This window comes from Mycobacterium sp. (assembly GCF_049683355.1).
Lineage (GTDB): Bacteria > Actinomycetota > Actinomycetes > Mycobacteriales > Mycobacteriaceae > Mycobacterium.
This window is the reverse complement of record NZ_JBAUJB010000018.1, coordinates 1-23,643: the sequence shown is the minus strand read 5'-3', so window position 1 is coordinate 23,643 and position 23,643 is coordinate 1. Positions and strand designations below refer to the sequence as shown.

23 protein-coding genes and 1 pseudogene are annotated in these 23,643 nt (G+C 68.5%); 12 read left to right on the top strand and 12 right to left on the bottom strand.

Annotated elements, in window-relative coordinates; all coding sequences use genetic code 11:
- Window positions 1–5: 5 nt before the first annotated feature.
- Window positions 6–467, bottom strand: a complete 462-nt coding sequence (locus WA944_RS01045; protein WP_526369224.1) for a LytR C-terminal domain-containing protein — start codon at window positions 465–467, stop codon at window positions 6–8.
- A 43-nt stretch (window positions 468–510) separates the two neighbouring features.
- Entirely contained in the window at window positions 511–828 is a 318-nt protein-coding gene (gene napA, locus WA944_RS01040) for a nucleoid-associated protein NapA (protein ID WP_526646110.1), read from the bottom strand.
- A gap of 135 nt (window positions 829–963) precedes the next feature.
- Between napA and WA944_RS01035 the strand changes: the two genes are divergently transcribed.
- The 3 genes from WA944_RS01035 to WA944_RS01025 are packed head-to-tail and all read left to right on the top strand — an operon-like array spanning window position 964 to window position 3,294.
- On the top strand, window positions 964–1,557 hold the full coding sequence (locus tag WA944_RS01035) for a peptide deformylase (RefSeq protein WP_526369228.1): 594 nt from the start codon (window positions 964–966) through the stop codon (window positions 1,555–1,557).
- 3 nt (window positions 1,558–1,560) lie between these two features.
- On the top strand, window positions 1,561–2,472 hold the full coding sequence (locus WA944_RS01030) for an N-acetylglutamate synthase, CG3035 family (protein WP_526369230.1): 912 nt from the start codon (window positions 1,561–1,563) through the stop codon (window positions 2,470–2,472).
- Between the two features lie 9 nt (window positions 2,473–2,481).
- A complete protein-coding gene (locus WA944_RS01025; protein ID WP_526369232.1) occupies window positions 2,482–3,294 on the top strand; it encodes an exodeoxyribonuclease III in 813 nt (270 codons plus the stop codon).
- Here the strand turns inward: WA944_RS01025 and WA944_RS01020 are convergent.
- Window positions 3,277–4,224 (bottom strand): lysophospholipid acyltransferase family protein, encoded by a 948-nt coding sequence (locus WA944_RS01020; protein WP_526369248.1) that lies wholly within the window; start codon window positions 4,222–4,224, stop codon window positions 3,277–3,279. The genes WA944_RS01025 and WA944_RS01020 overlap by 18 nt on opposite strands.
- 194 nt (window positions 4,225–4,418) lie before the next feature.
- Here WA944_RS01020 and thiC point away from each other — a divergent pair, with 194 nt between their 5' ends.
- Genes thiC through WA944_RS00990 form a run of 6 tightly spaced genes read left to right on the top strand, consistent with a single transcriptional unit; the run spans window position 4,419 to window position 9,760 of the window.
- Entirely contained in the window at window positions 4,419–6,002 is a 1,584-nt protein-coding gene (thiC, locus tag WA944_RS01015; RefSeq protein WP_526609113.1) for a phosphomethylpyrimidine synthase ThiC, read from the top strand.
- Window positions 6,003–6,046: 44 nt separating this feature from the next.
- Window positions 6,047–6,826, top strand: coding sequence for a bifunctional hydroxymethylpyrimidine kinase/phosphomethylpyrimidine kinase (gene thiD / locus WA944_RS01010; RefSeq protein WP_526369250.1), 780 nt, complete (start codon window positions 6,047–6,049; stop codon window positions 6,824–6,826).
- Entirely contained in the window at window positions 6,826–7,437 is a 612-nt protein-coding gene (locus WA944_RS01005) for an alpha/beta hydrolase family protein (RefSeq protein ID WP_526369236.1), read from the top strand. Before thiD ends, WA944_RS01005 begins: the two co-directional genes overlap by 1 nt.
- Window positions 7,438–7,451: 14 nt before the next feature.
- Entirely contained in the window at window positions 7,452–7,976 is a 525-nt protein-coding gene (locus WA944_RS01000; RefSeq protein WP_526369238.1) for a septum formation family protein, read from the top strand.
- Between the two features lie 21 nt (window positions 7,977–7,997).
- Window positions 7,998–9,485: a flavin-containing monooxygenase gene (locus WA944_RS00995; RefSeq protein ID WP_526369240.1), complete on the top strand. Its 1,488-nt coding sequence runs from the start codon at window positions 7,998–8,000 to the stop codon at window positions 9,483–9,485.
- A gap of 8 nt (window positions 9,486–9,493) precedes the next feature.
- Window positions 9,494–9,760 (top strand): DoxX-related protein, encoded by a 267-nt coding sequence (locus WA944_RS00990; RefSeq protein WP_526369242.1) that lies wholly within the window; start codon window positions 9,494–9,496, stop codon window positions 9,758–9,760.
- Here the strand turns inward: WA944_RS00990 and WA944_RS00985 are convergent.
- A complete protein-coding gene (locus WA944_RS00985; RefSeq protein WP_526369244.1) occupies window positions 9,727–10,959 on the bottom strand; it encodes a TetR/AcrR family transcriptional regulator in 1,233 nt (410 codons plus the stop codon). The two genes, WA944_RS00990 and WA944_RS00985, sit on opposite strands and share 34 nt — an antisense overlap.
- 77 nt (window positions 10,960–11,036) lie before the next feature.
- Here WA944_RS00985 and WA944_RS00980 point away from each other — a divergent pair, with 77 nt between their 5' ends.
- The gene (locus WA944_RS00980; protein WP_526646108.1) at window positions 11,037–12,278 is read left to right on the top strand and encodes an amino acid permease; all 1,242 of its coding nucleotides are present in this window, start codon (window positions 11,037–11,039) and stop codon (window positions 12,276–12,278) included.
- An 8-nt stretch (window positions 12,279–12,286) separates the two neighbouring features.
- Window positions 12,287–13,240, top strand: a complete 954-nt coding sequence (locus WA944_RS00975; protein ID WP_526370544.1) for a uracil-xanthine permease family protein — start codon at window positions 12,287–12,289, stop codon at window positions 13,238–13,240.
- Here the strand turns inward: WA944_RS00975 and WA944_RS00970 are convergent.
- From WA944_RS00970 to WA944_RS00950, 5 genes are read right to left on the bottom strand one after another with little or no spacing between them, the layout of a single operon-like run.
- Complete coding sequence (locus tag WA944_RS00970) at window positions 13,194–14,660, bottom strand: M28 family peptidase (protein WP_526610743.1); 1,467 nt, start codon at window positions 14,658–14,660, stop codon at window positions 13,194–13,196. The two genes, WA944_RS00975 and WA944_RS00970, sit on opposite strands and share 47 nt — an antisense overlap.
- Window positions 14,657–16,165 (bottom strand): M28 family metallopeptidase, encoded by a 1,509-nt coding sequence (locus WA944_RS00965; protein WP_526646106.1) that lies wholly within the window; start codon window positions 16,163–16,165, stop codon window positions 14,657–14,659. The genes WA944_RS00970 and WA944_RS00965 overlap by 4 nt, the downstream gene beginning before the upstream one ends.
- Window positions 16,166–16,174: 9 nt before the next feature.
- Window positions 16,175–17,089, bottom strand: a complete 915-nt coding sequence (locus WA944_RS00960; RefSeq protein WP_526646104.1) for an alpha/beta fold hydrolase — start codon at window positions 17,087–17,089, stop codon at window positions 16,175–16,177.
- Window positions 17,079–17,891, bottom strand: a complete 813-nt coding sequence (locus tag WA944_RS00955; protein ID WP_526611159.1) for a DUF5995 family protein — start codon at window positions 17,889–17,891, stop codon at window positions 17,079–17,081. Before WA944_RS00955 ends, WA944_RS00960 begins: the two co-directional genes overlap by 11 nt.
- Window positions 17,888–18,211, bottom strand: a complete 324-nt coding sequence (locus tag WA944_RS00950) for a hypothetical protein (RefSeq protein WP_526373780.1) — start codon at window positions 18,209–18,211, stop codon at window positions 17,888–17,890. The genes WA944_RS00955 and WA944_RS00950 overlap by 4 nt, the downstream gene beginning before the upstream one ends.
- A gap of 108 nt (window positions 18,212–18,319) precedes the next feature.
- Here WA944_RS00950 and WA944_RS00945 point away from each other — a divergent pair, with 108 nt between their 5' ends.
- Entirely contained in the window at window positions 18,320–21,103 is a 2,784-nt protein-coding gene (locus WA944_RS00945) for a helix-turn-helix transcriptional regulator (protein WP_526373779.1), read from the top strand.
- Between the two features lie 13 nt (window positions 21,104–21,116).
- Here WA944_RS00945 and WA944_RS00940 read toward each other — a convergent pair whose 3' ends face one another.
- The 3 genes and pseudogenes from WA944_RS00940 to WA944_RS00930 form a co-directional block, all read right to left on the bottom strand.
- A complete protein-coding gene (locus tag WA944_RS00940) occupies window positions 21,117–22,850 on the bottom strand; it encodes a hydroxysqualene dehydroxylase (protein WP_526373778.1) in 1,734 nt (577 codons plus the stop codon).
- Window positions 22,847–23,143: a hypothetical protein gene (locus tag WA944_RS00935; protein ID WP_526373777.1), complete on the bottom strand. Its 297-nt coding sequence runs from the start codon at window positions 23,141–23,143 to the stop codon at window positions 22,847–22,849. The genes WA944_RS00940 and WA944_RS00935 overlap by 4 nt, the downstream gene beginning before the upstream one ends.
- A gap of 68 nt (window positions 23,144–23,211) precedes the next feature.
- Window positions 23,212–23,643 (bottom strand): annotated as a pseudogene (locus WA944_RS00930) (ABC transporter permease); the annotation flags it as partial.

Genomic DNA, 23,643 nt, shown 5'->3' with positions numbered 1-23,643 from the left:
AGAGCCTAACCGGTGACCGCCACGACCACTCCTGGCGGTTGCTCTATCAGTTCGGGGACCCGGGGGGCCACCGGCGCCTCCAGCAGTCGGCCGAGGTCTTCGGCGGCCTGCTGCTCGCCCGGGGCATCACTGAAGAACACCGTGGTGACCGTGGTCTCCGGCAAGGTCAGGTTGCCGGTTTCGGTCACGTTCCAGCCCTCGTCCCGCAGCCGGTTGGCCGTGTCCTCGGCGACGCCTGGAGCCTCGGAGATGTTGAACACCCGCACGTCGGGTCTGGCGGGTTCGGCGGGCGGCGGTGTGGTGGTGGGCGTGGTGCTGAGCGTCGTCGTGGCGACCGAGGAGTCGCCGGCACCGTCGGAGTCGCTGCGCAGCGCCTGGAACGCGACGAGCAGGAAGACCACGCCGAGGAACAGCAGCACCATCACCATGGCGCGCAGGGGCAGGCCCGAGGATTCTCGCTGGTTCATTGGGCCCTACTGTATCCAGACCGTCCGGCCGGCCGGCCGGAGCTCAGGGGACATCGAACCCGAGCCGGCGGGCGGCTCGGGCCTTCTGCCGGCTGGCGCGCAGCCGTCGCAGCCGTTTGACCAGCATCGGGTCCGCAGCCAACGCTTCAGGACGGTCGACAAGCGCGTTGAGCACCTGGTAGTACCTGGTGGCCGACATCGAGAACAGTTCCTTGATGGCGTCCTCTTTGGACCCCGCGTACTTCCACCACTGCCGCTCGAAGGCCAGGATGTCGTGCTCGCGGCGGGTCAGCCCATCGGTGGGGGCGGTGCCGTCTGCGGAGTCCCCCGACTTCTCAGTCCGCGCGATCGCGCCGTCCATTCGCTTTTTGGGCCCTTCCGACGCTCGAAAATTACATCGCTATGGTTCGGCCCGTATTCAATCACGGCTTGGTCACAGAAGCTGTCATCAATCGCCGCGAGTCGGCGGACCAAGGTCGCCGCCTAAGCTCTCCGCATGGCCGTAGTACCCATCCGCATCGTGGGAGATCCCGTCCTGCACACCGCGACCGAAGCCGTTCCCATCGCCGACGACGGTTCGCTGCCGGCCGATCTGGCCGACCTGATCACCGATCTGTACGACACCATGGACGCCGCCAACGGAGTCGGGCTGGCAGCCAACCAGATCGGAGTCGCCAAGCGGGTCTTCGTCTTCGACTGCGCGGACGCCCGCGGCAAGGTGGCGCGCCGCCGCGGGGTGATCATCAACCCGGTCCTGGAGACCTCCGAGGTACCCGAGACGATGCCGGACCCCGAAGACGACGACGAAGGCTGCCTGTCGGTGCCCGGGGAATCCTTCCCGACGGGCCGGGCGACGTGGGCCCGGGTGACGGGCCTGGATGCCGAAGGCACGCCGATCACCCTCGAGGGGACTGACCTGTTCGCCCGGATGCTGCAGCACGAGACCGGCCACCTCGACGGTTTCCTCTACCTCGACCGCCTGGTCGGACGCCACGCCCGCAGCGCCAAACGCGCGGTCAAGTCCCACGGCTGGGGTGTGCCCGGGCTGTCCTGGATGCCCGGCGAAGACCCCGACCCGTTCGGCCACTGACCGGTGGTGGACCTGCCCGCTCCCGGGACCCGCGTCAGCCTGCGGTACCGGCTGCCGGCCGGAGCGGTGCCGCCGCACACCGATGTGGTCGGCCATCTGGTGGACGTCGGCACGACCGTGCGGGTGCGAAACCGACACGGTGACGTCATCGACGTCGCGGTCGCCGACGTTCTGGCCGTCCGGGTGGTGCCGGAGATCCCGGTGCGTACGGGCGGGATCCGCAATCTCGAGCACGCCGCGGCGCTCGGCTGGCCCGGCGTCGAACAGCACTGGCTGGGCGGGTGGCTGTTGCGGTACGGGCTCGGCAGCACCCGGCGGGCGAATTCGGCCGTGCCGCTGCGCTTCACCTCACACGCCGAGGTCGTCGCCGCGGCGGACTGGTACGCGGCCCGCGGCGTGCCCGCCCTGATCTCCGCACCGGACCGGCTGTTCAGAGTGCCCGACGCAGTGCCGGTGGATGCCGAGAACCTGGTGATGGCAAGTGATCTCGACGGTGCCGTTGCCGTGCCGGAGATGACGCTGACCGCCCGCCCCAGCAGGGGTTGGCGACGGGTCAACCAGCGCGACGTCCCGGACGAGGTGCTCACCGCGGTCGTCGACGGGGTGGTGGTGTTCGGCGAACTCGCCGACGCAGCAGTGGGGCGGGCGGTGGTGACCGAGGCGCCGGACGGCACCCGGTGGGTGGGGGTTTCGGCAGTGCATGTGGCCGACGAGGCGCGGCGGCAGGGCCTGGCGCGAACGCTGTGCGCGGGCCTGCTGGGCTGGGGGCGTGACCACGGCGCGACCCGGGCGTACGTCCAGGTGGTCGCCGACAACACCGCGGCGCGGGCGCTCTACGAGTCGATGGGATTCGTGGTGCACCACCGCTCGCGTTATGTCCGCGCTGAAGATCTACTGAAAGGGCCTCCCTCGTAAGGTCTATCCATGCGCCTGGCCACCTGGAACGTCAACTCCATCCGCACCCGGGTCGATCGGGTCACCGACTGGCTGGCCCGTGCCGATGTCGACGTGCTGGCGATGCAGGAGACCAAGTGCTCCGACGAGCAGTTCCCCACCATGCCGTTCGCCGCACTGGGCTACGACGTGGTGCACTGCGGCTTCAACCAGTGGAACGGCGTGGCCATCGCCTCCCGGATCGGTATCGACGACGTCGCGGTGGGCTTCGACGGCCAGCCGACGTGGAGTGACAAGCCCGACGTGGAGGCCGCCGCCGAGGCCAGGGCACTGGGCGCCACCTGCGGCGGGGTGCGGGTCTGGAGTCTCTACATCCCCAACGGTCGCACCGTCGACTCCGCGCACTACGTCTACAAGCTGCAATGGCTTGCCGCACTCCGGGAGACGGCCGCCTCGTGGCTGACCGCCGATCCATCGGCACCGATCGCCCTGGTCGGTGACTGGAACATCGCGCCGACCGACGACGACGTCTGGGACGTCGACTTTTACCGGGGCAGCACCCACATCACCGAGGCCGAGCGGGCGGCCTTCGGTGCGATCGTCGACGCCGGGTTCAGCGACGTGGTGCGACCGTTCACGCCGGGGCCCGCTGTCTACACGTACTGGGACTACACCCAGCTGCGCTTCCCGAAGAACCGCGGCATGCGCATCGACTTCATCCTGGGCTCGCCCACGCTGGCCGAGCGGGTCACCCACGCCGAGATCGTGCGGGACGAACGCAAAGGCAAACAGCCCAGCGATCACGCCCCTGTCCTGGTGGACGTGCTACCCGAACAGCGGTAGCGCCCGCTTGCGCGCGAGTGCATCCATGCCTCGCTGAATCGCGTCGTGCACTTCGCGGTACTTGCTGTCGACGTAGTCGTCGTCGGTGGCACGGTCGGGATCGTGGTCCAACTCGACCACGGGCATCAACCGGGTGCGGATCTTGGCGGGCAGCGGCAGCTGCGGCAGCGCCGCCGGGGCGATACCCCACGGCAGCGAGACCGCGAGCGGGAACACCTTGAGTCGCAACACCTTGTCCAGCTGCAACGCGCGCGACAACTTGTCCCCCCGGATCAACACCGGCATCGCATCCGCGCCACCGACGGTGGCGATGGGCACGATGTCCACACCCGCCCGGATCGCCATCTTCACAAAACCCCGGCGCCCGGCCAGCTCTGCCCGGTCCCGTTCGCCCCAGGGCCGCAGCGAGTCGACCTCGCCGCCGGGCCACAGCGCGACATCGCGACCCTCGGCGAGCGCGGTGGCGATCGAGTCCGGCGCGGCGGGCAGCACGCCCATCGCCCGGAAGTAGCGGCCGATGACCGGGATCGCCATCAGCGCGTCGTGCGCGGTGCCGTGCAGCGGACGATCCTGACCGAATCTCCGCCACCACTGCACGCCGACCGTCCACGCGTCCCAGACGAACGGCGCACCGGAGTGGATGCCCACCAACAACACCGGACGTTCGGGGAGGTTCTCCCATCCGTCGAACTCCATCCGGAACCAATGGTCGACGAGGAAGTTCCACAGGTACTTCTGGCGCTGCATGGTCGTCTCGTCCTGCCCGGACAGCTCCCACTGACCTGCTCGCTCCGCCACCCAACCGGACAGCCCGCCGTCTTGGGCGGCGCGCTTGGAATCCATCTGCTCGCGCGCCCGGTCTGCAAACTCGCGGGACTGTCGGCGAATCGGGGCGGGGCGTGGGTCTGAAGGCGTCACGCCGACGGGCATACCCACGCTGTGCCCTCCGTCACACCTTCATGCTGCCCACAAATTTCCGGGCAGCGGTTCCCCTGAGCGCGGTCGCTGCGCTAGCGTGGCACCGTCCACACGCGGGAGCACGCACCCAAGCGCGCTGAGAGGACGGGTAGGCCCGTCGACCGTACGAACCTGACCGGGTAATGCCGGCGTAGGGAGAAGCGCACATGCCTGATGTCTCTGTCGATCCGTCCGTCACCACCGGCCCCATCGCGGACAGCACGAAGATCTACAGGTCACCCGACGGACTGCCCTCGGCCCGGGTGCCGTTTCGAAGGGTCAACCTCACCAACGGTGAGCATCTGGATCTCTACGACACCTCGGGGCCCTACACCGACGACAGCGCGGTCATCGATCTGACAGCCGGCCTGCCCGCCCGACCGGGCGTGGTGCGCGACCGCGGCACGCAGCTTCAGCGGGCCCGGGCCGGCGAGGTCACCGCCGAGATGGCCTTCATCGCCGAGCGGGAGGGCGTGCCGGCCGAACTCGTGCGTGACGAGGTGGCCCGGGGGCGTGCCGTCATCCCCGCCAACCACAACCATCCCGAAGCCGAACCGATGATCATCGGCAAGGCGTTCGCAGTGAAAATCAATGCCAACATCGGCAATTCGGCGGTCTCTTCCTCTGTCGCCGAGGAGGTCGACAAGATGGTGTGGGCCACCCGGTGGGGCGCCGACACCATCATGGATCTGTCCACCGGTCGCGACATCCACCTCACGCGGGAGTGGATACTGCGTAACTCGCCGGTGCCCGTCGGCACGGTTCCGCTCTACCAGACGCTGGAGAAGACCAACGGCGACCCCTCCGAGCTGACGTGGGAGTTGTACCGCGACACGGTGATCGAACAGTGTGAGCAGGGCGTGGACTACATGACCGTGCACGCGGGGGTGTTGATGCGCCACATCCCGCTCACCGTCGACCGGGTCACCGGGATCGTGTCACGCGGCGGCTCGATCATGGCGGCGTGGTGCCTGGCGCATCACCAGGAGTCGTTCCTGTACACCAACTTCGAAGAGCTGTGCGACATCCTGGCCCGCTACGACGTGACGTTCTCCCTCGGCGACGGGCTGCGCCCCGGTTCGATCGCCGATGCCAACGACGCCGCCCAGTTCGCCGAGCTCGAGACCCTCGGCGAGCTGACCAGGATCGCGAAATCCCGCGGCGTCCAGGTGATGATCGAAGGCCCGGGACATGTCCCGATGCACAAGATCGTCGAGAACGTCCGGCTCGAGGAAGAGCTGTGCGAGGAGGCGCCCTTCTACACCCTCGGACCGCTGGCCACCGACATCGCACCGGGATACGACCACATCACCTCGGCCATCGGTGCCGCGATCATCGCCCAGGCGGGCACCGCGATGCTGTGCTACGTCACACCCAAGGAACATCTGGGCCTGCCGAACCGCAAGGACGTCAAGGACGGAGTGATCGCCTACAAGATCGCCGCCCATTCGGCCGACCTGGCCAAGGGGCACCCGCACGCGCAGCTTCGCGACGACGCGCTTTCCCGCGCCCGGTTCGAATTCCGTTGGCAGGACCAGTTCGCGCTGTCCTTGGATCCCGACACGGCGCGCGAGTTCCACGATGAGACACTGCCCGCGGCACCGGCCAAGACCGCCCACTTCTGCTCGATGTGCGGCCCCAAGTTCTGCTCGATGCGGATCACCCAGGACGTCCGGGACGCGATGGCCGACAAGTCGCGGGAGTTCACCGAGGCCGGCGGCAGGGTCTACCTGCCGGTGGTGACGACGTGAAGTTCCTGCCGCTGAGCCCCCCGGGTCAGACGCCACTGCGCGTCATGACGATCGCCGGCTCGGACTCCGGCGGCGGCGCGGGCATCCAGGCCGACATGCGGACCTTCGCGCTTCTCGGTATCCACGGCCTCGTCGCGGTCACCGCGGTGACGGTGCAGAATTCGCTGGGCGTCAAGGGATTCCACGAGATTCCTGTCGACGTCATCGCCGGCCAGATCTCCGAGGTGGCCACCGACATCGGGGTCCAGGCCGCCAAGACCGGCATGCTGGCGTCCTCCGAGATCATCGACACCGTCGCCGAGGCGTGGCGGACACTCGACACCGGTGCACCGCTGGTCGTCGACCCGGTGTGTGCCTCCATGCACGGTGACCCGCTGCTGCACCCGAGCGCGCTGAACTCATTGAAGGACAAGCTTTTTCCGATCGCCACGCTGGTCACTCCCAACCTCGACGAGGTGCGCCTGCTCACCGGCATCGAGGTCGTCGACGACGCCAGCCAACGCGCAGCGGCCCGGGAACTGCACGCGCTCGGCCCGCAGTGGGCGCTGGTCAAGGGTGGTCACCTGCGGTCCTCGGCCCACAGCCCCGACCTGTTGTTCGACGGCACCGACTTCCACGAGTTCGACTCCCCCCGGATCGACACCGGACACGACCACGGCGCCGGCGACACGTTGGCGGCCGCGACCGCCAGCGCCCTCGCGCACGGTTACCCGGTCCCCGACGCGGTCGCGTTCGGGAAGCGCTGGGTGACCGAATGTCTTCGCGCGGCATACCCGCTGGGCCACGGCCACGGACCGGTCTCCGCACTCTTCCGGCTCGGCTGATGGACCGGATCGCCGGGATCGTGCACGAGCCCGCCGGCACTGCCGTGGGCGCGGTCGCCTTGACACACGGCGCCGGGGGTAGCAGGGAGTCACCTCTTCTGCAGGCGATCTGCGAGCAGTGGGCACGCCGAGGCTGGCTGGCGGTGCGCTACAACCTGCCCTACCGGCGGCGCCGCCCGAAAGGTCCCCCGTCGGGTTCGTCGGGCGCCGACCGCGCGGGAATCCTCGAGGCGGTGGCAGCGGTGCGCGACCTCGTGGACGGACCGGTGATCGCCGGCGGCCACTCCTACGGCGGACGCCTCACCTCGATGGCCGTCGCCGACGACGGCCTCGACCTCGACGTGCTCACCCTGTTCTCGTACCCTCTGCATCCGCCCGGAAAGCCGGAACGCCCGCGCACCGAGCACCTGCCGCGGATCGCCGTGCCGACGGTGTTCACCCACGGCACCGCGGACCCGTTCGGCAGCATCACCGAACTGCGCCCGGCCGCCGCGCTGGTCGCCGCCGAGACCCGGATCCTCGAGATCACCGGCGCCCGGCACGACCTCGGTTCCAAGAAGCTCGACGTGCCTGCTCTGGCCGTCGATGCCGCACTGGGCCTGCTCGGCTGAGCTATTGTCAGACGGTGACCGCGCCGCCCCCTCCGCCACTTCCCTATCAGGGCGGTCAGCCCGGCTGGTATCCACCGCCGGCACCCCCGCGCCGGAAGAAGACGAAATGGTGGGTGCTGGGCGGCATCGTGCTCGCGCTGGTGATGATCATCGGGACCGGTGCGGTGATCTTCATGGTGATGACCAGTGAGGGCAATGTGACGGCCACCGACCTGAAGGTCGGTGAGTGCCTGGCCGAGATACCCCAAGGTGACAACGTGACCCGGCTCCAGACCGTCGGCTGCGACCAGCCGCATGCCGGCGAGGTGTTTGCTCTGCTGACGGTGCCCGGCGGGGACTTCCCCGGCACGGAGGCCATCGACACCTACGCCGAGAAATGCGCCCCCGAGCTGGCGGTGTTCGCACCCACGTCGACGACCGACGACGGGGTACAGCTCTACGTGCTCTACCCCTCGGCCGAGACCTGGGCCGACGGCGATCGGGCTGTGACCTGCATTGCAACTCTCGACCCGCCGCGGACCGGTTCGATAAAGGGCTGATACCTCGGGTACCGTTTCTTCATGACTTCGGAGCGCTTTGACGCGGTCATCGTGGGTGCCGGCTTTGCCGGCATCGGTGCCGCGATTCAGCTGAAGCGGCAGGGTTACGAGAACTTCGTGATCCTGGACCGCGAGGACGACCTGGGCGGGACGTGGTACGTCAACCACTACCCCGGCCTGGCCGTCGACGTTCCCACCACGACGTACTCGTACTTTTTCGAGCCGAATCCGAACTGGTCGCGGCTGTTCGCCACCGGAAACGAGATCAAGCAGTACGCGGACGACGTCGCCGACAAGTACGACGTGCGCCGCCACATGCGGTTCAGGACCACCGTCGAGGGCGCGCGGTGGGACGAGGAGGCCAAGCTCTGGCGGGTGGCCCTGGCCGACGGCCAGACGCTGTCCACCCGGTACCTGATCACCGCCACCGGGTTTCTGTCGCAACCGCATGTCCCCGACATCCCGGGCATCACGGAGTTCGACGGCCGCATCCTGCACACCACGGCGTGGGACGACTCCTACGACCCGGCCGGCGATCGCATCGGAATCATCGGCACCGGCGCCACGGCAGTGCAGCTCATCCCGGAGTTGGCGAAGAAAGCCGCCGACCTCACGGTCTACCAGCGGACCCCGATCTTCGTGGTGCCGAAGTTCGACCTGCACTTCTCCGAGCGCGCCAAGCGGCTCTTCGCCCGGGTGCCGCAGACCCAGCGCGTCATCCGGGCCGTGACCGACTCCATCTACGAATGGGTGGTCTCGGTGGGTGTCGTGCACTACTGGCGGACGCGGGGGCGGTTCAACGTCGCCGCGGCCGACCTTTCCAAGACACTGCGGTGGGCGACGATCCGTGACAAGGAGCTCCGGGCCAAGCTCACCCCGGACTACGACTTCGGCTGCAAGCGGCCCACGTTCTCCAACAGCTACTACCGCACCTTCACCAAACCCCACGTGCACCTGCAGGACACCGGGATCGCCCGGATGGAGGCCGACGGCATCGTCGCCAACGACGGCACCAAGACCGTCGTCGACACTCTGGTGCTGGCCACCGGCTTCGACCTGTGGGAGGCCAACTTCCCGGCCATCGAGGTCATCGGACGCAATGGAAGAAACCTCGGAAAGTGGTGGCGAGACACCAGATTCCAGGCCTACCAGGGCATCTCGATGCCGCTGTTCCCCAACTACCTGTCGCTGGCCAGTCCGTACGCCTTCCTCGGGTTGAACTTCTTCAACACGATGGAATACCAGATGCGGCACATGGAGCGGCTGTTCGCAGAGATGCAGCACCGCGGCGCCAGCACGTTCGAGGTGACCGAGGAAGCCAACAGCCGGTACCTGGATCGGATGACTGATCTGCTCGGCGAGTCGATGTTCCTCAACGCCGACTGCGCATCGGCACGGTCGTACTACTTCAACCCCAGCGGTGAGCCCAGCCTGCTGCGGCCGATGTCCACCCGCAGGGCGATCAAAGAGGCCGGCGAATTCCCGCTGACCGACTACCAGATCAACTAGGAGCAACAGTGCCGAAAGAGAATTCGCGTGTGACGACCATTGGCGGGCTGGCGCTGGCTGTCACCGGACTGGCGCACTTCGTCGCTCCGCAGCTCTTCGAGGGGCTCACCGAGTCGGCGTTCCCCACCGACACCCGTCGGCACGTGTACATCGACGGTGGCATCGAGACCGCTGTCGGGCTGGGTCTGGCGGCACCGCAGACCCGCAAGTTCGCCGTGGCCGCCCTGATCGGTTACCTGCTCTACATGGCAGGCAACGTGGTTCGCAACCGGTAACGGCCCAGCAGCGTCATATCGACCAGCCGTTCCACAGTTGTCCTGACTTCGGTCGAGTTCGAGTAGCGCACCAGCCGGCCGAGGTCGATCACCAGCGACATGGCAGCGTGCACCGCGAAACGTGCCTGGCCCGCAGTCCATTCCGGTCGCACGGCGACCACCAGCTCGACCCACGTCTGCACCGTCGACCGCTGAAGATCCCGCAGGATCTGCTGGTCGGCTGCCGTCATGTTCAGCCGCTCGCTGTAGTAGACGGTTTCGAGTTCGGGTTGGCCGAACGACCGCGTCACGTACGCATCGATCACCGTCGCGAGCGCTTCCTCGGGGTCGCCGACGGTGGCCACGATCTCCGCCAGCTCAGCGGACAACCGGTCCGAGGCGCGACGGAAGGCCGCGGCGAGGATGTCGCTCTTGCCCGAAAAGTACTTGTAGATACCGGAAGTCGGGATGCCGACCGCTGAGGCTATGTCGTCCATGCTGGTGTCGCGATAGCCTCTGAGGTTGAACAGCCTCATCGACTCGGTCAGCAGCGCTTCGTATTTGGCAGGTGAAGACGTGCCGCGGCTCATCGACGGATGGGGTTCGTGCTGTTTCCCTGCGTCGGGAAGGTCTGTGACGAGCACCTTCCCGACGAGCTGTGTCAGCAGAACCTGCACCTGGGCCGCCGGCAGCTTGGCCCGGTGGTCGACGATGCTGCCGATCACCGAGAGCACCGAGGTCGACAGTGTCGAGAGCTGGCGGGGTGTGAGCTCGGGACGAAGCGCCGCCATCGGTCGGTGGATTCGGTGATGCACCGTGCGGAGCTGGCCGAGCAGCAGGGCCTGGTCATCGTCGTGCAGGTAGCGGGCCTCCCATCGGTAGAGACCCCCGGCAGCCCGGTTCGCCATCGCCGTCTCGATGAGCGCCGACACCAGACCGTCGAGCACTTGTTGCGGTGGCGCGCCGTCGACGTCGATCTCCGCGGTGCCGTCCACCAGTTGCTGACCCAGGTTGAGCACCGCACCATGAAAGAGCTCGTACTTGCTCGAGTAGTGGCGATACAGCGCCGCGGCCGAGATCCCGACCCGGGAGGCGATTGTCTCCATGCTGACGCCGTGATAGCCCAGTTCGCTGAACGCCTCGGCCGACGCGCGCGCGATCTGCGCCTTCCGATCCTTCGGCCGACGTCGGATGCCGTGATCACCGGCGGTGCGCGCCATGGCGCTCACGATATCGGAGTCCGCGGCCCGCCCGGGAATTGCGGTTAACTTGGGATTGGGTGACTTACCCTTTCCCGGTGACCTCGTCGCACGGGCCGCAACTGCAGCGGCGACTCGGGACGTTCGACACCGTGATCCTCGGCCTCGGGTCGATGATCGGGGCGGGGATCTTCGTCGCGCTCGCACCGGCCGCCGCCTCGGCAGGGACCGGCCTGCTGGTCGGCCTGGCGATCGCCGCGGTGGTGGCGTTCTGCAACGCGATGTCCTCGGCCCGGCTGGCGGCGCGCTACCCGCAGTCCGGGGGCACCTACGTCTACGGCCGGGAGCGTCTCGGCCCGTTCTGGGGTCACACCGCGGGGTGGAGCTTCGTGGTCGGCAAGACCGCGTCCTGTGCGGCGATGGCGTTGACCGTGGGGTACTACGTGTGGCCGGCGTACGCACACGCGGTGGCGGTCGCCTCGGTGGTCGCGCTGACGGCGTTCGGGTACGCCGGCATCCAGCGTTCCGCCCTGCTCACCCGGGTCATCGTGGCTGTCGTGTTGGCGGTGCTGGCCACGGTGGTGGTCGTCGTCCTCGGTTTCGGCGGCGCAGACCCTGCCAGGCTCGCCGTCGGACCCGACGTCACCGGCTACGGCGTGCTCCAGGCGGCGGGACTGCTGTTCTTCGCGTTCGCCGGCTACGCCCGCATCGCCACCCTCGGCGAGGAGGTGCGTGATCCCGCCAGAACCATCCCCCGTGCCATCCCGCTCGCGTTGGGGATCGCCCTGCTGGTCTACGTGCTGGTCGCCGCCGCGGTGCTCGCCGAACTGGGCAGCGCCGGCCTCGCCTCGGCGAGCGCGCCGCTGGCCGACGCCGTGCGGGCGGCGGGATTCCCTTCGCTGGTGCCGGTCGTCACCATCGGCGCCGCGGTCGGTGCGCTCGGCGCTCTGCTGGCGCTGCTGCTCGGCGTATCACGGACGACGCTGGCGATGGCCCGTGATCGCCACCTGCCGCATGCGCTGGCAGCCGTGCACCCTCGTCACCGCACACCGCACCGCGCGGAGTTGGCAGTCGGGATCGCCGTCGCGCTGCTCGCGGCGGTGGTCGACGTCCGCACCGCCATCGGCTTCTCGTCGTTCGGGGTGCTGCTCTACTACGCGATCGCCAACGCGTCGGCCCTCACGCTGGGGCAGGGCCGGGTGCTGCCGGCGCTCGGCCTGGCCGGCTGTCTGATGCTGGCGGTCACGCTGCCGGTGACCGCGGTGCTGGCGGGGACGGTGGTGGTGCTGATCGGCATGGTCGCCTACTTGGCTGGCGGCACGCTGCGTGATGGTGTGTAGTCGCAGGCGTGCGACTTTCCTGGAAGCCCGTTGATTCACGGTCGGATCCCGACTTCGTCGTCGCGCCCGACGAGCGGCTGAGCTGGCCGCGCACCCTGGGGCTGGGCGCCCAGCACGTGGTGGCCATGTTCGGCGCCACGTTCCTGGTGCCGGTGCTCACCGGGTTCCCCCCGGCGACGACGCTGTTGTTCTCCGGTGTCGGCACCATCCTGTTCCTGCTCATCACCGGCAATCGACTACCGAGTTATCTGGGATCGAGCTTCTCGGTCATCGCCCCGGTCACCGCCGCGGTCGCCGCGCAGGGCACCGGCAGCGCGCTCGGCGGCATCGTCGCGGTCGGGCTGCTGCTCATCCTCGTCGGCGCGGTGGTGCACCTGGCGGTGATCGCTCTGATCGCCGAGAACATCGGCCACGTCAAGTCCGTCGGCCAGATGACGCGCACCGACATGGACCCGCTGATGGGCCGGGCACTCGCCGCCGACGGGGTGGCTACCACGTTGGCCGGCTTCGGCGGCGGTTCGGCGACGACGACCTACGCCGAGAACATCGGGGTGATGGCCGCGACCCGCGTCTACTCGACCGCGGCGTACTGGGTCGCCGCGGCGGTGGCCATCGTGTTGTCGTTGTGCCCCAAGGTGGGCGCGGTGATCTCTGCGGTACCGGCCGGCGTGCTCGGCGGCGCCACCATCGTGCTCTACGGCCTGGTCGGCATCCTCGGCGTACGAATCTGGCTGACCAATCACGTCGACTTCTCCAAGCCCGTCAACCAGATGACGGCCGCCATCCCGTTAGTCATCGGAATCGCCGACTTCACCTGGCAGGCAGGCAATCTGACCTTCACCGGGATCGCACTGGGTTCCATCGCCGCGTTGCTGGTCTACCACGGAATGCGACTGCTGGGCTTCCGGCCCGGGGCTAGGACGCCGGCCGATGGCGCCGATCCCGCGGCGGCACCCCGTTGACGCCGTCGATCGTCTGGGCGTAACTGCCGACCGCGAACGCGACGGTCGAAGCCGTGATCCCCAGCGCCACGCGGTCGATGTTGTCGATCGTGTCCCGAGGAGTGTGATAGTTCGGGTCGAAGGCCACCCCTGTCTGTCCACCCCAGATCCGTTCCTGGACTTCTGTTTTCCGCTGTGACGACCCGGTGGTGATGCCGCCGATCGGCACGCCCGCCGCCAGGAACGGGGCGTAGTCGGTGTTTCTGCCCAGTGGCATGTCCGCCGGGCGCACCCCGGCCAGGTTGAGGCGTCCGGCCAGCATGCGCTCGATGCCGGCCGTGCCCTCGGGGACCTCACGAAGCTGCGGGCCGGTCACCGACGACTGGTCACCGTCGTCGGTGAAGTAACCCGCGTTGGGCGAGGCCACCATGTCGAAGTTCAGGTAGAGCGCGATGTCGTCGAGTTGTTCACCGGTCAGCGAGCGGACGTAGTCCGTGGAGCCGTCGGCGGAGATCTCCTCGGCTCCCCAGAACGCGAACCGCACCGCGTTGCCTTCCGGTGGCCGGGCGCCGAGTTGCAGTGCGGTCTCCAGTACCGCGGCCACACCCGACCCGTTGTCGTTGATGCCCGGTCCCGACCGGACGCTGTCGAGGTGCGCGCCGACGACCACGACGTTGCCGGTGTCGCCGGAGGTGGTCTGCGCGACCACGTTCCGCGACGTCGTCATCACCGGTTCGTTGTCGAGCACCAATGTCACCGGCGTGGTGGTGCGGCGCAGCGCCGCATCCGCAGCCGGGTCGATGATGCCGACCGGAACAGTGAGGTTGCTGTAATAGCCCGGGCTGAACAGACTCGCCGGGGCGCCGACCGGTTTGGTCGGGTTGGCCCGGCTGACCACCAGCAATCCGACCGCTCCCTCGGCGAGCGCGGTGTCCTGCTTGTCGACGATCGAGCACTCGCTGTCGTCGACCACCGCGATGGCGCCCTCGACCGACGCCGAGTCGTAGTCGTCCTGCTCGCACCCGGCGGGCTCGGCCGGCCTGAAAGTCAGCGCGCGCAACCCGCCCGGCGGGGTGGTGATCAGCAGCGACGCCTGGTCGACCCGGTGCTTGGGGCCTCCCACGGTCAGCGCCGGCTCGCCGCCGCGGGATCCGGAGAGCCGTTCGAACTCCGGTGTCTGCACGTCGAATCCGCTCTCCCGCAGCAGGCCGGCGACATAGTCGACGCTGGCCTGGTGCCCCGGTGAACCGTCGGCCCGGTTACCGTCGTTGGCATCGGCGATCAGCTGCAGCTCCACCAGATGGCGGTGGACGCCGTCGACGGTCACCTTGTCCGCCAGTTGTGCACCCAGCGCCGGTCCGGTTTCGGGGGTGTCCGACGCGCAGGACACCACGGCCGTGACCGTCAGCATCGCGATGGCCGCTGACCACCGCCGCGTCATGACTCTTCGAGCTGATGACGGGTACGGTCCTCGCGCACCGGAATGCCGTTGCGGCCGCGCTGGTCCTGGGCGTACAGACCCACCGAGTAGGCGACGCCGCCACCATGGATCTGCATCGCCGTCCGGTCGATCTTGTCCAGTGTGTCGGTGTCCTTGTGGTAGTTCGGGTCGAAGGGCGCGTCGGCCTGACCGCCCCAGATCTCGGCCTGCCGCGCCGACTTCTCCGCTTCTGCACCCGAGAACAGGCCTCCCGCAGGCACTCCCGATCTGGTGAACGCGTCATAGTCGGACCTGCCGTTGAACAAGGTGTCCTCGCCGGGCTTTCCCTGGCGGTCGAGGTAATCCACCAGGGTCCGCTCGATTCCCGCAGAGCCCTCGGGGATCCGGGGGTTGCCTTCGCGCGGGTCGGGCGCGGTGGACTGGTCGCCGTCATAGGTGAAGTACCCGGGGTTGGGCGAGCCGATCATGTCGAAGTTGAGGTACAGCGCGATGTCCTTGAGGCCTTCGGCGTCCAGCGACTCGACATAGTTGCTGGAGCCGAGCAGCCCGAACTCCTCGGCACCCCAGAACCCGAACCGGACGGCATTGTTGATCTGCGGTGAACTTCCCAGCTGCAGCGCGGTTTCGAGCACCGCCGCGACCCCGGATGCGTTGTCGTTGATCCCGGGCCCCTCGGCCACGCTGTCAAGATGCGCTCCGACCATGACGATGTCGGCTGTCGAACCTGTCCTGGTCTGGGCGATCACGTTGCGGGTCTGTTCTATCCGGACCCCGGCGTTCAGCGTGAGCGCCGTCGGGGCGCCCGGCTGCCCGCGCAGCTGCGCACCCCCGTCCTTGGTGACGCTGACAACCGGGATGCGAACCTCGGTGTCCTGCCCGAGGGTGCCGCCCATCTGGTCGCCGTCCTCGTTGTTGGCGACGATCAGCGCCACCGCGCCGCGCTCCGCGGCCACGGCCTGCTTGGCGCCGAATGGGCACGACCCGCGATCGACGAGCACCACCGCACCTTCGACGGGCAGCCCGTCGTAGTCATCGGCCGTGCAGCCTGGAGTGTCCTCGACCCGGGCCGGCAGCAGCGGACCGGTGACGCCGCCGGGCTCGGTGCCGATCGTGTACTCCAACGGCCGGGCTTCCACGGAGTCGCCCGCAACGGTCAGCGCCGGCTCGTCGGCCCACGGGATCCGCACCTCGAACTCCGGGGTGTCCACGTCGAACCCCTTGTCCCGCAGCGCATCGACGACATAGTCCAGGCTCGCGTCATATCCCGGGGTGCCGAGCGCGCGGTTGCCGCCGTGGGCGTCGGCGATCTCGGCGAACCTGCCGAGGTGCGCCATCATCGCATCGACGCCGACCTTCTCCCGGAGTCCGTCGGCGAACTCGACCGCAGCGGCCGGATCGGGATCCGGGGTCGGCGCGGGTACTGGAGTGGCCTGCCTGCTGCAGCCGCCGACCGCGAGGACCACGACGGCCAGCGCAGCCGTGACCGTCCGTTGAGTGCGCGTCACGCCACCACGTTAGCGCGAGTCCAGGAAGTCCAGGACCGCCTCGGCAGCGACCTGCGGCTGCTCGATCTGCAGGAAGTGCCCCGCACCCGGCAGGGTCAGCACCCGGCTCCGGTCCGGCAGCACCGTGTTGATGTTCTCGGCGTATCCGGCCAGCATCGCGCCGTCCTGCACTCCCTGCAGATACAGGATCGGCACCCGCGGCATCTCGAAGCGCCACTTGTGCAGTTCGGCGTAGCGCGGCGCCGGGCGACCCGGCCGGGCCAGCGCGCGGTAGTAGCCGACGGCCGCGCGGCGGTGCGCGGGACCCGGCAGCGCCGCCAGTGCCTCGTCGCGCTCGGCCTCGGTCGGGTAGCCGGGCGGTCCCCAGTCGCGCCACAGCCTGGGAATGATGCGGGGCAGCAGCCGTTCGGGCAGTCCGGGCAGCTGGAAGAACATGACGTACCAGCTGTTGCGCAGCTGGCGCGGCATCATCTTCAGCTGACGGGCGACCGCACCACGGGTCCGGTTCAGAGCCCCCACCGGCGGTACCGCCATCGAGACGTGCACCGCGAACGGGGACTCCGGATACGCGGCGAGCGCGTTGCTGGTGAACGCACCCCAGTCGTGACCGATCACGACCGCGTCGGCGGGCGCTCCGAGTTCCCGATACACCGCAAGCGCGTCATGCATCAGGGCCCCGATGTGGTAGTCACCGTCAGGAGCGGGCCCGGTCGGTGCGTATCCCCGGGAGAAGGGTGCGACCACCCGCAGACCCCGCTCGGCCAGGATCGGCGCCATCCTCCGCCACCCCCACGCACTGTCGGGGAACCCGTGCAGGCACAACACCAGCCGGCCGTCCGCGGGCCCCCAGGACAGCGCGGTGACATCGAGGTGGGGCAGCCTCAGCACCAGGGTCTGTGGGTCGGTCGTCCCGTCAGCGGCCATCGAGCACCCGGATGTTGTGGGCGATGTCCTGGCTCTCCACCTCGCGGATCCACCGCACCAGGCCGTTGATGGTGTCGGTGGGGTGCAGATAGTACGAGCCGAGCACGCCGGCCCAGGAGTCGTGGACGCCGATGTGATCCCGGCGCCGATCGGACTGCATGTCAAGCTGATTGGCGAACGACCATGCCAGATCCCGGAAGACCCGCAACACCTGGTTGAGGATGCGGTCCTCACACAACAGGATCCGGCGGATCACCTTCACTCTCCCCGAAAGTTCGCCGAGGGTGTCCAGGAACAGCGTCACCTCACTTGCCAGCAGGTCGTTGATCCGGTTGAAGTCGTCTCTCATCGAGCGCAGGGAACCGTCCTGCGCGGCCATCATCGCGGCGATTCCGAGGTCCAGGTTCACGTGCGAGTTCACCGCTGTGAGCATGTGCTGCAGCATGATCGGCTGTTCCGGCGCCTCGTACTCGTGGCCGTCGAAGCACCACTGCCAGACGTGGGTGGGAGCTTCGTAGTCGCTGGGATGGAAGTACGCGTTGAGCGCATCGAAGTAGCGCTGCGCGAAGATGATGTCGAAGCGGGTCATCCGCGCGTTGTCGTCGAAATAGTCGCCGGCGGCGATCTTGTCACGGATGGCCAGGGTCGCCCGCTTGTAGACCGTTGCGAAGTAGCCGATGCCGTTCTCGGCTTCGATCGACCAGTCGATGACGGCATCGAAGTTCGCGATGACGTCGTCGACGGATGCCGCGCGACGGAGTTCGGGCAGCTTCCATCTCGGAAGGTCGGACGGTCCGGTCATCGATCGACTGGCCCGCCGGAACGCCGGAAGCGCTCCAGGACAGCCTCGCCGAACTGGGTCAAGACGCCCCCGTCCGGTGCGTCGCCGTGGTCACGGCTGCCGTCCGCCGGCAACGATGCGATGATCTCGTGGGTCCGCTTGTCGGCCAGCGCCGTGGCACCGACCACCGCGGTCAGCAGCGCCTTCACGCCGGGGACCGCCAGGGGCTCCGGTTCGGCGAGGGTCTGCTCCACCGTGGCGCACAGCTGCGCCAACGCGGCCTCGGAGTCGGCCAGGACCGCACGTCTCCAATCCGAGTCTTCGGGTGCGGTGTCGTCCATACGCCCGTCTTACCATGTACCTCCCGGGCCGACCGGTCGGACGTGGCAGACCGGTGAACGTTCGTCGTCCCGGTTGTCACCGTTTTTGCTGCCTGTCATGATGCTCCGATGTCGACCGGCGCGGGGGCCCGTTCACCCGAGCGGCAGGCGGTCGCCGATTTCCTGGACTCCGTCGCCACAGGTCCGGCGGCCCTCGTCCTGGAGGGCGAAGCCGGGATCGGCAAGACGACCCTGTGGTCAGAAGCCGTTACGAGCTGCGCCGAGAAAGGGATCCGGGTGCTCTGCGCCCGGGTCGGTCAGGCCGAGTCGGTGCTCGCCTACGCGGCGGTGGCCGATCTGCTCACCGACGTCGACGCCGCGGTCATCGAGTCGTTGCCGGTTCTGCAGCGCCTCGCGATGGACCGGGTCCTGCTCAGAGCCGACGGTGAGGGCCCCGCGACCGATCAGCGGGTGACCGCGGCGGCGTTCGGCGTCATCGTCGAGCAGCTCGCCGAACGCTCCCCCGTCGTCATCGCCATCGACGACGTGCAGTGGCTCGATGCGTCGAGCAAGTCCGTGATCGCCTTCGTCGCGCGCCGGCTCAGGGGCCCCATCGGCATCTTGGCGACCGAGCGCTGCGACCCCGACCAGGGCACCACGTCGTCGTGGCTGCAGCTCGGTGTCGCAGCGGCGACCGCCCGGACCCGGTTGCGTCCGCTGAGTCTCGGCGGTCTGCACGGCCTGATCCTGACCCGGCTCGGGCACGCCCTACCTCGCGCGACGATGGTGCGCATCAGCGAGATCTCCGGCGGCAACCCGTTCTACGCCCTCGAGCTCGCACGCGCGCTCGACGGGCAGAACCTCAGCCCTGAGCCTGGGCTCCCGCAGACACTGGCCGAGCTGGTGCGCGCCCGGATCGGGCGTCTCGACGGCGACGTCCGCAATCTGTTGCTCGCGGTGGCCTCGGTAGCCGCACCCACCGTCGACCTGCTGGCCCGTGTCAACGCCACCACCGCCGACCACATCGTCGAGCTGCTCGAAACCGTCGAGACCGACGGGATCATCACGATCAACGGGAACCAGGTGAGGTTCACCCATCCGCTGCTGGCGCGTGGGGTGTACTCCGACGCCACCCCCGCCAGCCGCCGGGTCATCCACCGTGCGCTCGCCGCCGTCGAAACGCAGCCCGAACTCAAGGCACGCCACCTCGCGCTTGCCGGCACGTCCGCCGACGACGCCACCCTGGGCGCGCTCGACTCTGCGGCCGATGCCGCACGGCAACGGGGAGCCCCCGCGGCCGCCGCCGAGCTGCTGGAGCTGGCGATCCAACTGGGCGGCGACAAACCGGTGCGCCGGGTCCGCGCCGCCGGTGACCACTTCCGGGCCGGTGACACCGCCAGGGCGCAGGCACTGCTCGATGCGTGCCTCGGCGATCTGCGTCCGGGCTGGCTGCGCGCAATCGCGCTGAACCTCCGCGCGGCGGTCCACATCTACGACAACCGTTTCACCGAGGCGATCGCGCTGCTGAACCGTGCTGCCGAGGACGCCCGCGACACGCCGCCGATCCTGGTGCAGACGCTGATGTCGCTGTCGCTGGCCCGCGGCATGGGATCTCACTCCGACGGTGCCGACCCCGCCGGCTGGGTGGAGGAGATGGTCGGCACCGCTCGCCGGGCGGTGACGCTGGCCGAGGAACTCGGTGACCCGTCGATGACCTCGCAGGCGCTGACGATGTGGGTACACACCAGGTTCATCCACGGTTACGGCGTGGACGAGGACAGTCTGGCGCGTGCGGTCGCACTGGAGTGTGTCGACGACGACGTGCCGACGGCCTTCAGCGCCGGCGTCATCCAGGCGATGGTCTCAGCGTGGACAGGAGACCTCGCCGTGGCCCGCAGACAGTTGTCGGCAGTGCGTCAACGCTGTCTGCAGCGAGGCGACGACCGCAACATGATGGGAGTCGCCGCCTACCACGCCCTGATCGACATGTGGAGCGGGAACCTCAGTGAGGCAATGGGTTCCGCACAGGAAGCGGTCGAACGTGCGCAACAACTCGGCGGCAGCCACGTCGAGGTGATCCCACTGACCGTCCGGGCGGCGGTTGCGGCCTACCAGGGGCACGAGTCCGCCGCCCGCGCGGACTGTGCTGCGGTGATGCAGGCGGTCGCGGAATCCGGCGCGACGCGGATGGCCGACTGGCCGCGGATGACCCTGGGATTCCTCGAGGTCTCGCGTGGCGACTACGCCGTAGCGGCGTCGGCGCTGCAGCCCCTGGTAGACCGCTTACCTCAGGTCCCCGGTATCGAGTTGATGCACGGCTGGTTCCTTCCCGACGCCGCCGAGGCCATGGTGGCCCTCGGCCGACTGGACGACGCCGAGGACGTGATCACGCTGCTGGAGACGCACGGCCGGCGGTTGGACCGCGCCTGGATGCTGGCCAGCGGTGCCAGATGCCGGGCAATGCTGTTGGCTGCGAACGGATCTCTCGACGAGGCGCTCGCCAAGACCGAGGAGGCGATGGCCGAGCACGAGCGGCTGCCCATGCCGTTCGAGCACCGCCGATCTCAGCTGTTGCTGGGTCAGCTGCAGCGGCGCAGACGTGCAAAAGACGCCGCCGGAAGGACACTTCGGGAGGCACTCGAGGCGTTCGAGGCGATGGGGGCGACGCTGTGGGCACAGCGGGTGCGCGCCGAACTGGCCCGTACCAACGCCGGTCGCAGCGCCGAATCCCCGCTGACGCCGTCCGAGCAGCGCGTCGCCGAACTGGCCGCGTCCGGCCTGCGGAACCGCGACATCGCCGCGCAGTTGTTCATCAGCCTCAAGACGGTGGAACACAATCTGAGCCGGGTGTACTCCAAGCTCGGTATCCGGACCCGGGCCGAATTGGGGCGGCGGCTGGACCGGATGCGGTAGCAGCGTTCAGGATTCAGTGCGAGCCGGGCTCAGCGAGAAATGCGCCTTTGCCGCGCACCCGGAGAGCCGCCAGGCCGGCCCGGGCCAATTGACCCGTGGGTTTCAGTGCGCCTGCGGTGGTCAGCCGGAACGGGGGTCTGGCGGTCTTGCGACCGAGCCGGAACAGCACCCGGTCCAGCTGGCGGAACGGCCACAGGATCCGGGGCTCGGCGAGATCGTGGATCGTGCAACGGGAATGGGGCGAACCCGTGGCTTCGAGGATGCCGTTGACGGCGGCGCGGGCGGCTTCGTTGGCCGCCTCCATCGTCGCGAGATCGGTTTTGGTGCGGACGAAGTCGGCGGCCAGGAACAGGTTCGGGATGGCGGTGACCGCGTCCGGCCGGTGAGCCCACGAGCACTTCACGTTGATCAGCAGTGGTTCGGCGTTGGTCGCCTTGCCGGGGTTGGGGAACTCGATCGCAGGGTCGAGGAACCACGACAGCACGTTCGATTCGTCCAGGCGCCCGTCATCGATGTGCCGGACCAGCTGAGCCCAGACCTCCTGCCGGATCTCCTCCTTCGTGCACGCCGACGCGACCTTCCCGGTCACCGGGCCGGGCACGTCCCAGGCCGACACGTCCACCGAGAGAATGCCCTCGACCCGGCCGTCGCCGCGCTGCGTCAGATCGATGTCGGGCCAGAACTGCTTCTGTGAGATCGCGGTCAGCGCCCACTCGGAGTCGATGAAGATCGCGTGGCCGTGCTCGAGTGGCTCGTCGGTGTCCAAATAGAACATCACCCCGTTCATCCAGTCGTACTCCAGGTGGCGGATCAGCCCGAGCCGCGGGTCCGCCGAACGCATCGACCGCGACACGAGGTCGCAGAATCTCTCAACCGGTAGTGCCGCGATGTAGTGGTCCGCCTCGATGCGGCGGTCACCGTCCGGGGCCACAATGGTGACCCCGGTGATGAGACCCGCTTCGCAGTGGATGCCGGCGACGGTGCACTCGGGCTGCAAGGTGACGCCCAGGCTTTGGAGGTGCTCCAGCCAAGGGTCGATCCACACCTCACTGGTCGGCCCGTCGAGGACGTTGTCGAGGCGCCCGTCGAGGCGCAGCATGTCGTAGATCAGTTGGCAGAGAATGGTTCCGCCGGTCCGTGCGGACATCTCCTCGGCTTTGGCGGCCACCAGGGTGCGCGTCATCCCGGTGGCGAGGAACTTCTTGTAGGCATCGGACTTGTGCTCCGCCTCGACGAAGTCCCACCAGCTCATCGCTTCGAACTCGGCGAGCCGCCGTTCGTCACACGACGTCATCATCGTCAGAATCCGGTCGACGAAGACGGCCAGCTCGTGGAGCGGGATGCCCACCTGCGACGTCAGGTCACGAAGGAAGCGCAGTCCATCGGCGAGCTCGGCGAGCGAACCGGGAACCTTGATCGGGGCGACGAGCTCACTGCGCCCGTCCCCCTGCGCCATCAGGATCTCGCTGCACGGCGTCAGGTGGTCGTAGACGGTTCCCTTGCCACCGGGGATGTTCTTCATCGTGTCGGTGATGTGGCGGTAGAAGCCGGGGAAGAACCGGAACCCGTGCTCGGCCGGGAGATCGGTGCGTCCATCCGTCCCCGATCCCGGGACCGGCATGGAACGGGCCTTGCCGCCGAAGACGTCCCGGGCCTCGTAGACGGTCACCTCGAAGCCGCGCTGCGCGAGTTCCTGCGCTGCGCTCAGACCGCCGACGCCCCCACCGAGTATCGCCACCGAGGTCATGGGCCGACCTTAGCGACCCAGGCCCCGATGTCGCCGGTGAGCCGGTCGGGTGGCATCGAGGCACTGCCGCACGCGTCGGTGATGGCCTGTACCGATGCCGCCGTGAACAACCCGTAGACCACTTCGTCGGAGGGCACGGCGAACACCGCGACGAGCCGGACCGCTGCTCCCGCTTCCGACGTCGGCCCGGTTGCCGAGGTCAGTGCCGAAACCATGGCGCCGACGACCTCTTCGGTGAGATCCCCTCGGTACCACTCGGCCAGGTAGCCCGGCCCAAGTCCGCTCACACACATACCCGGCGAGGCTAGGCCGGACTCCGGCCACAGGAATCGGGGGTTACCCCCGCATCAGCGAAGAATCCTCACGCATCACGGCGATTGACCGCGACGACGGCGGTCACGAACACAGCGGCGACGACCGTGAGGAAGTAGCCCAGCGATCCGTCCGGGCCCCAGTGCATCGCGTAGCTGGGAAACAGCCATTGCACGTCCAGGAACTCGAAGACGTTGGCGAACGGCAGGTACGGCCCGATCTGCGGCCCCCTTCCGGGAAGGTTGCCCAGCAGTGGTTCGACGAGCAACGGCCACAGCAGCAGCACGGTGACCGCGCCTGCGGTGTGTCGCAACAGCACCGCGACGCCGACCCCGAGGACCGCCGCCGATGCCGCGTAGACCCCGACCGCGGCAGTCGTTCGCCACGCCGCCGCGTCGAGATCCACCCGGGCCACCAGGATCGACCCGAGAACCATCACGGCGCCGACTGAACCCGAGAACACCGCCGCCACAACAGCTTT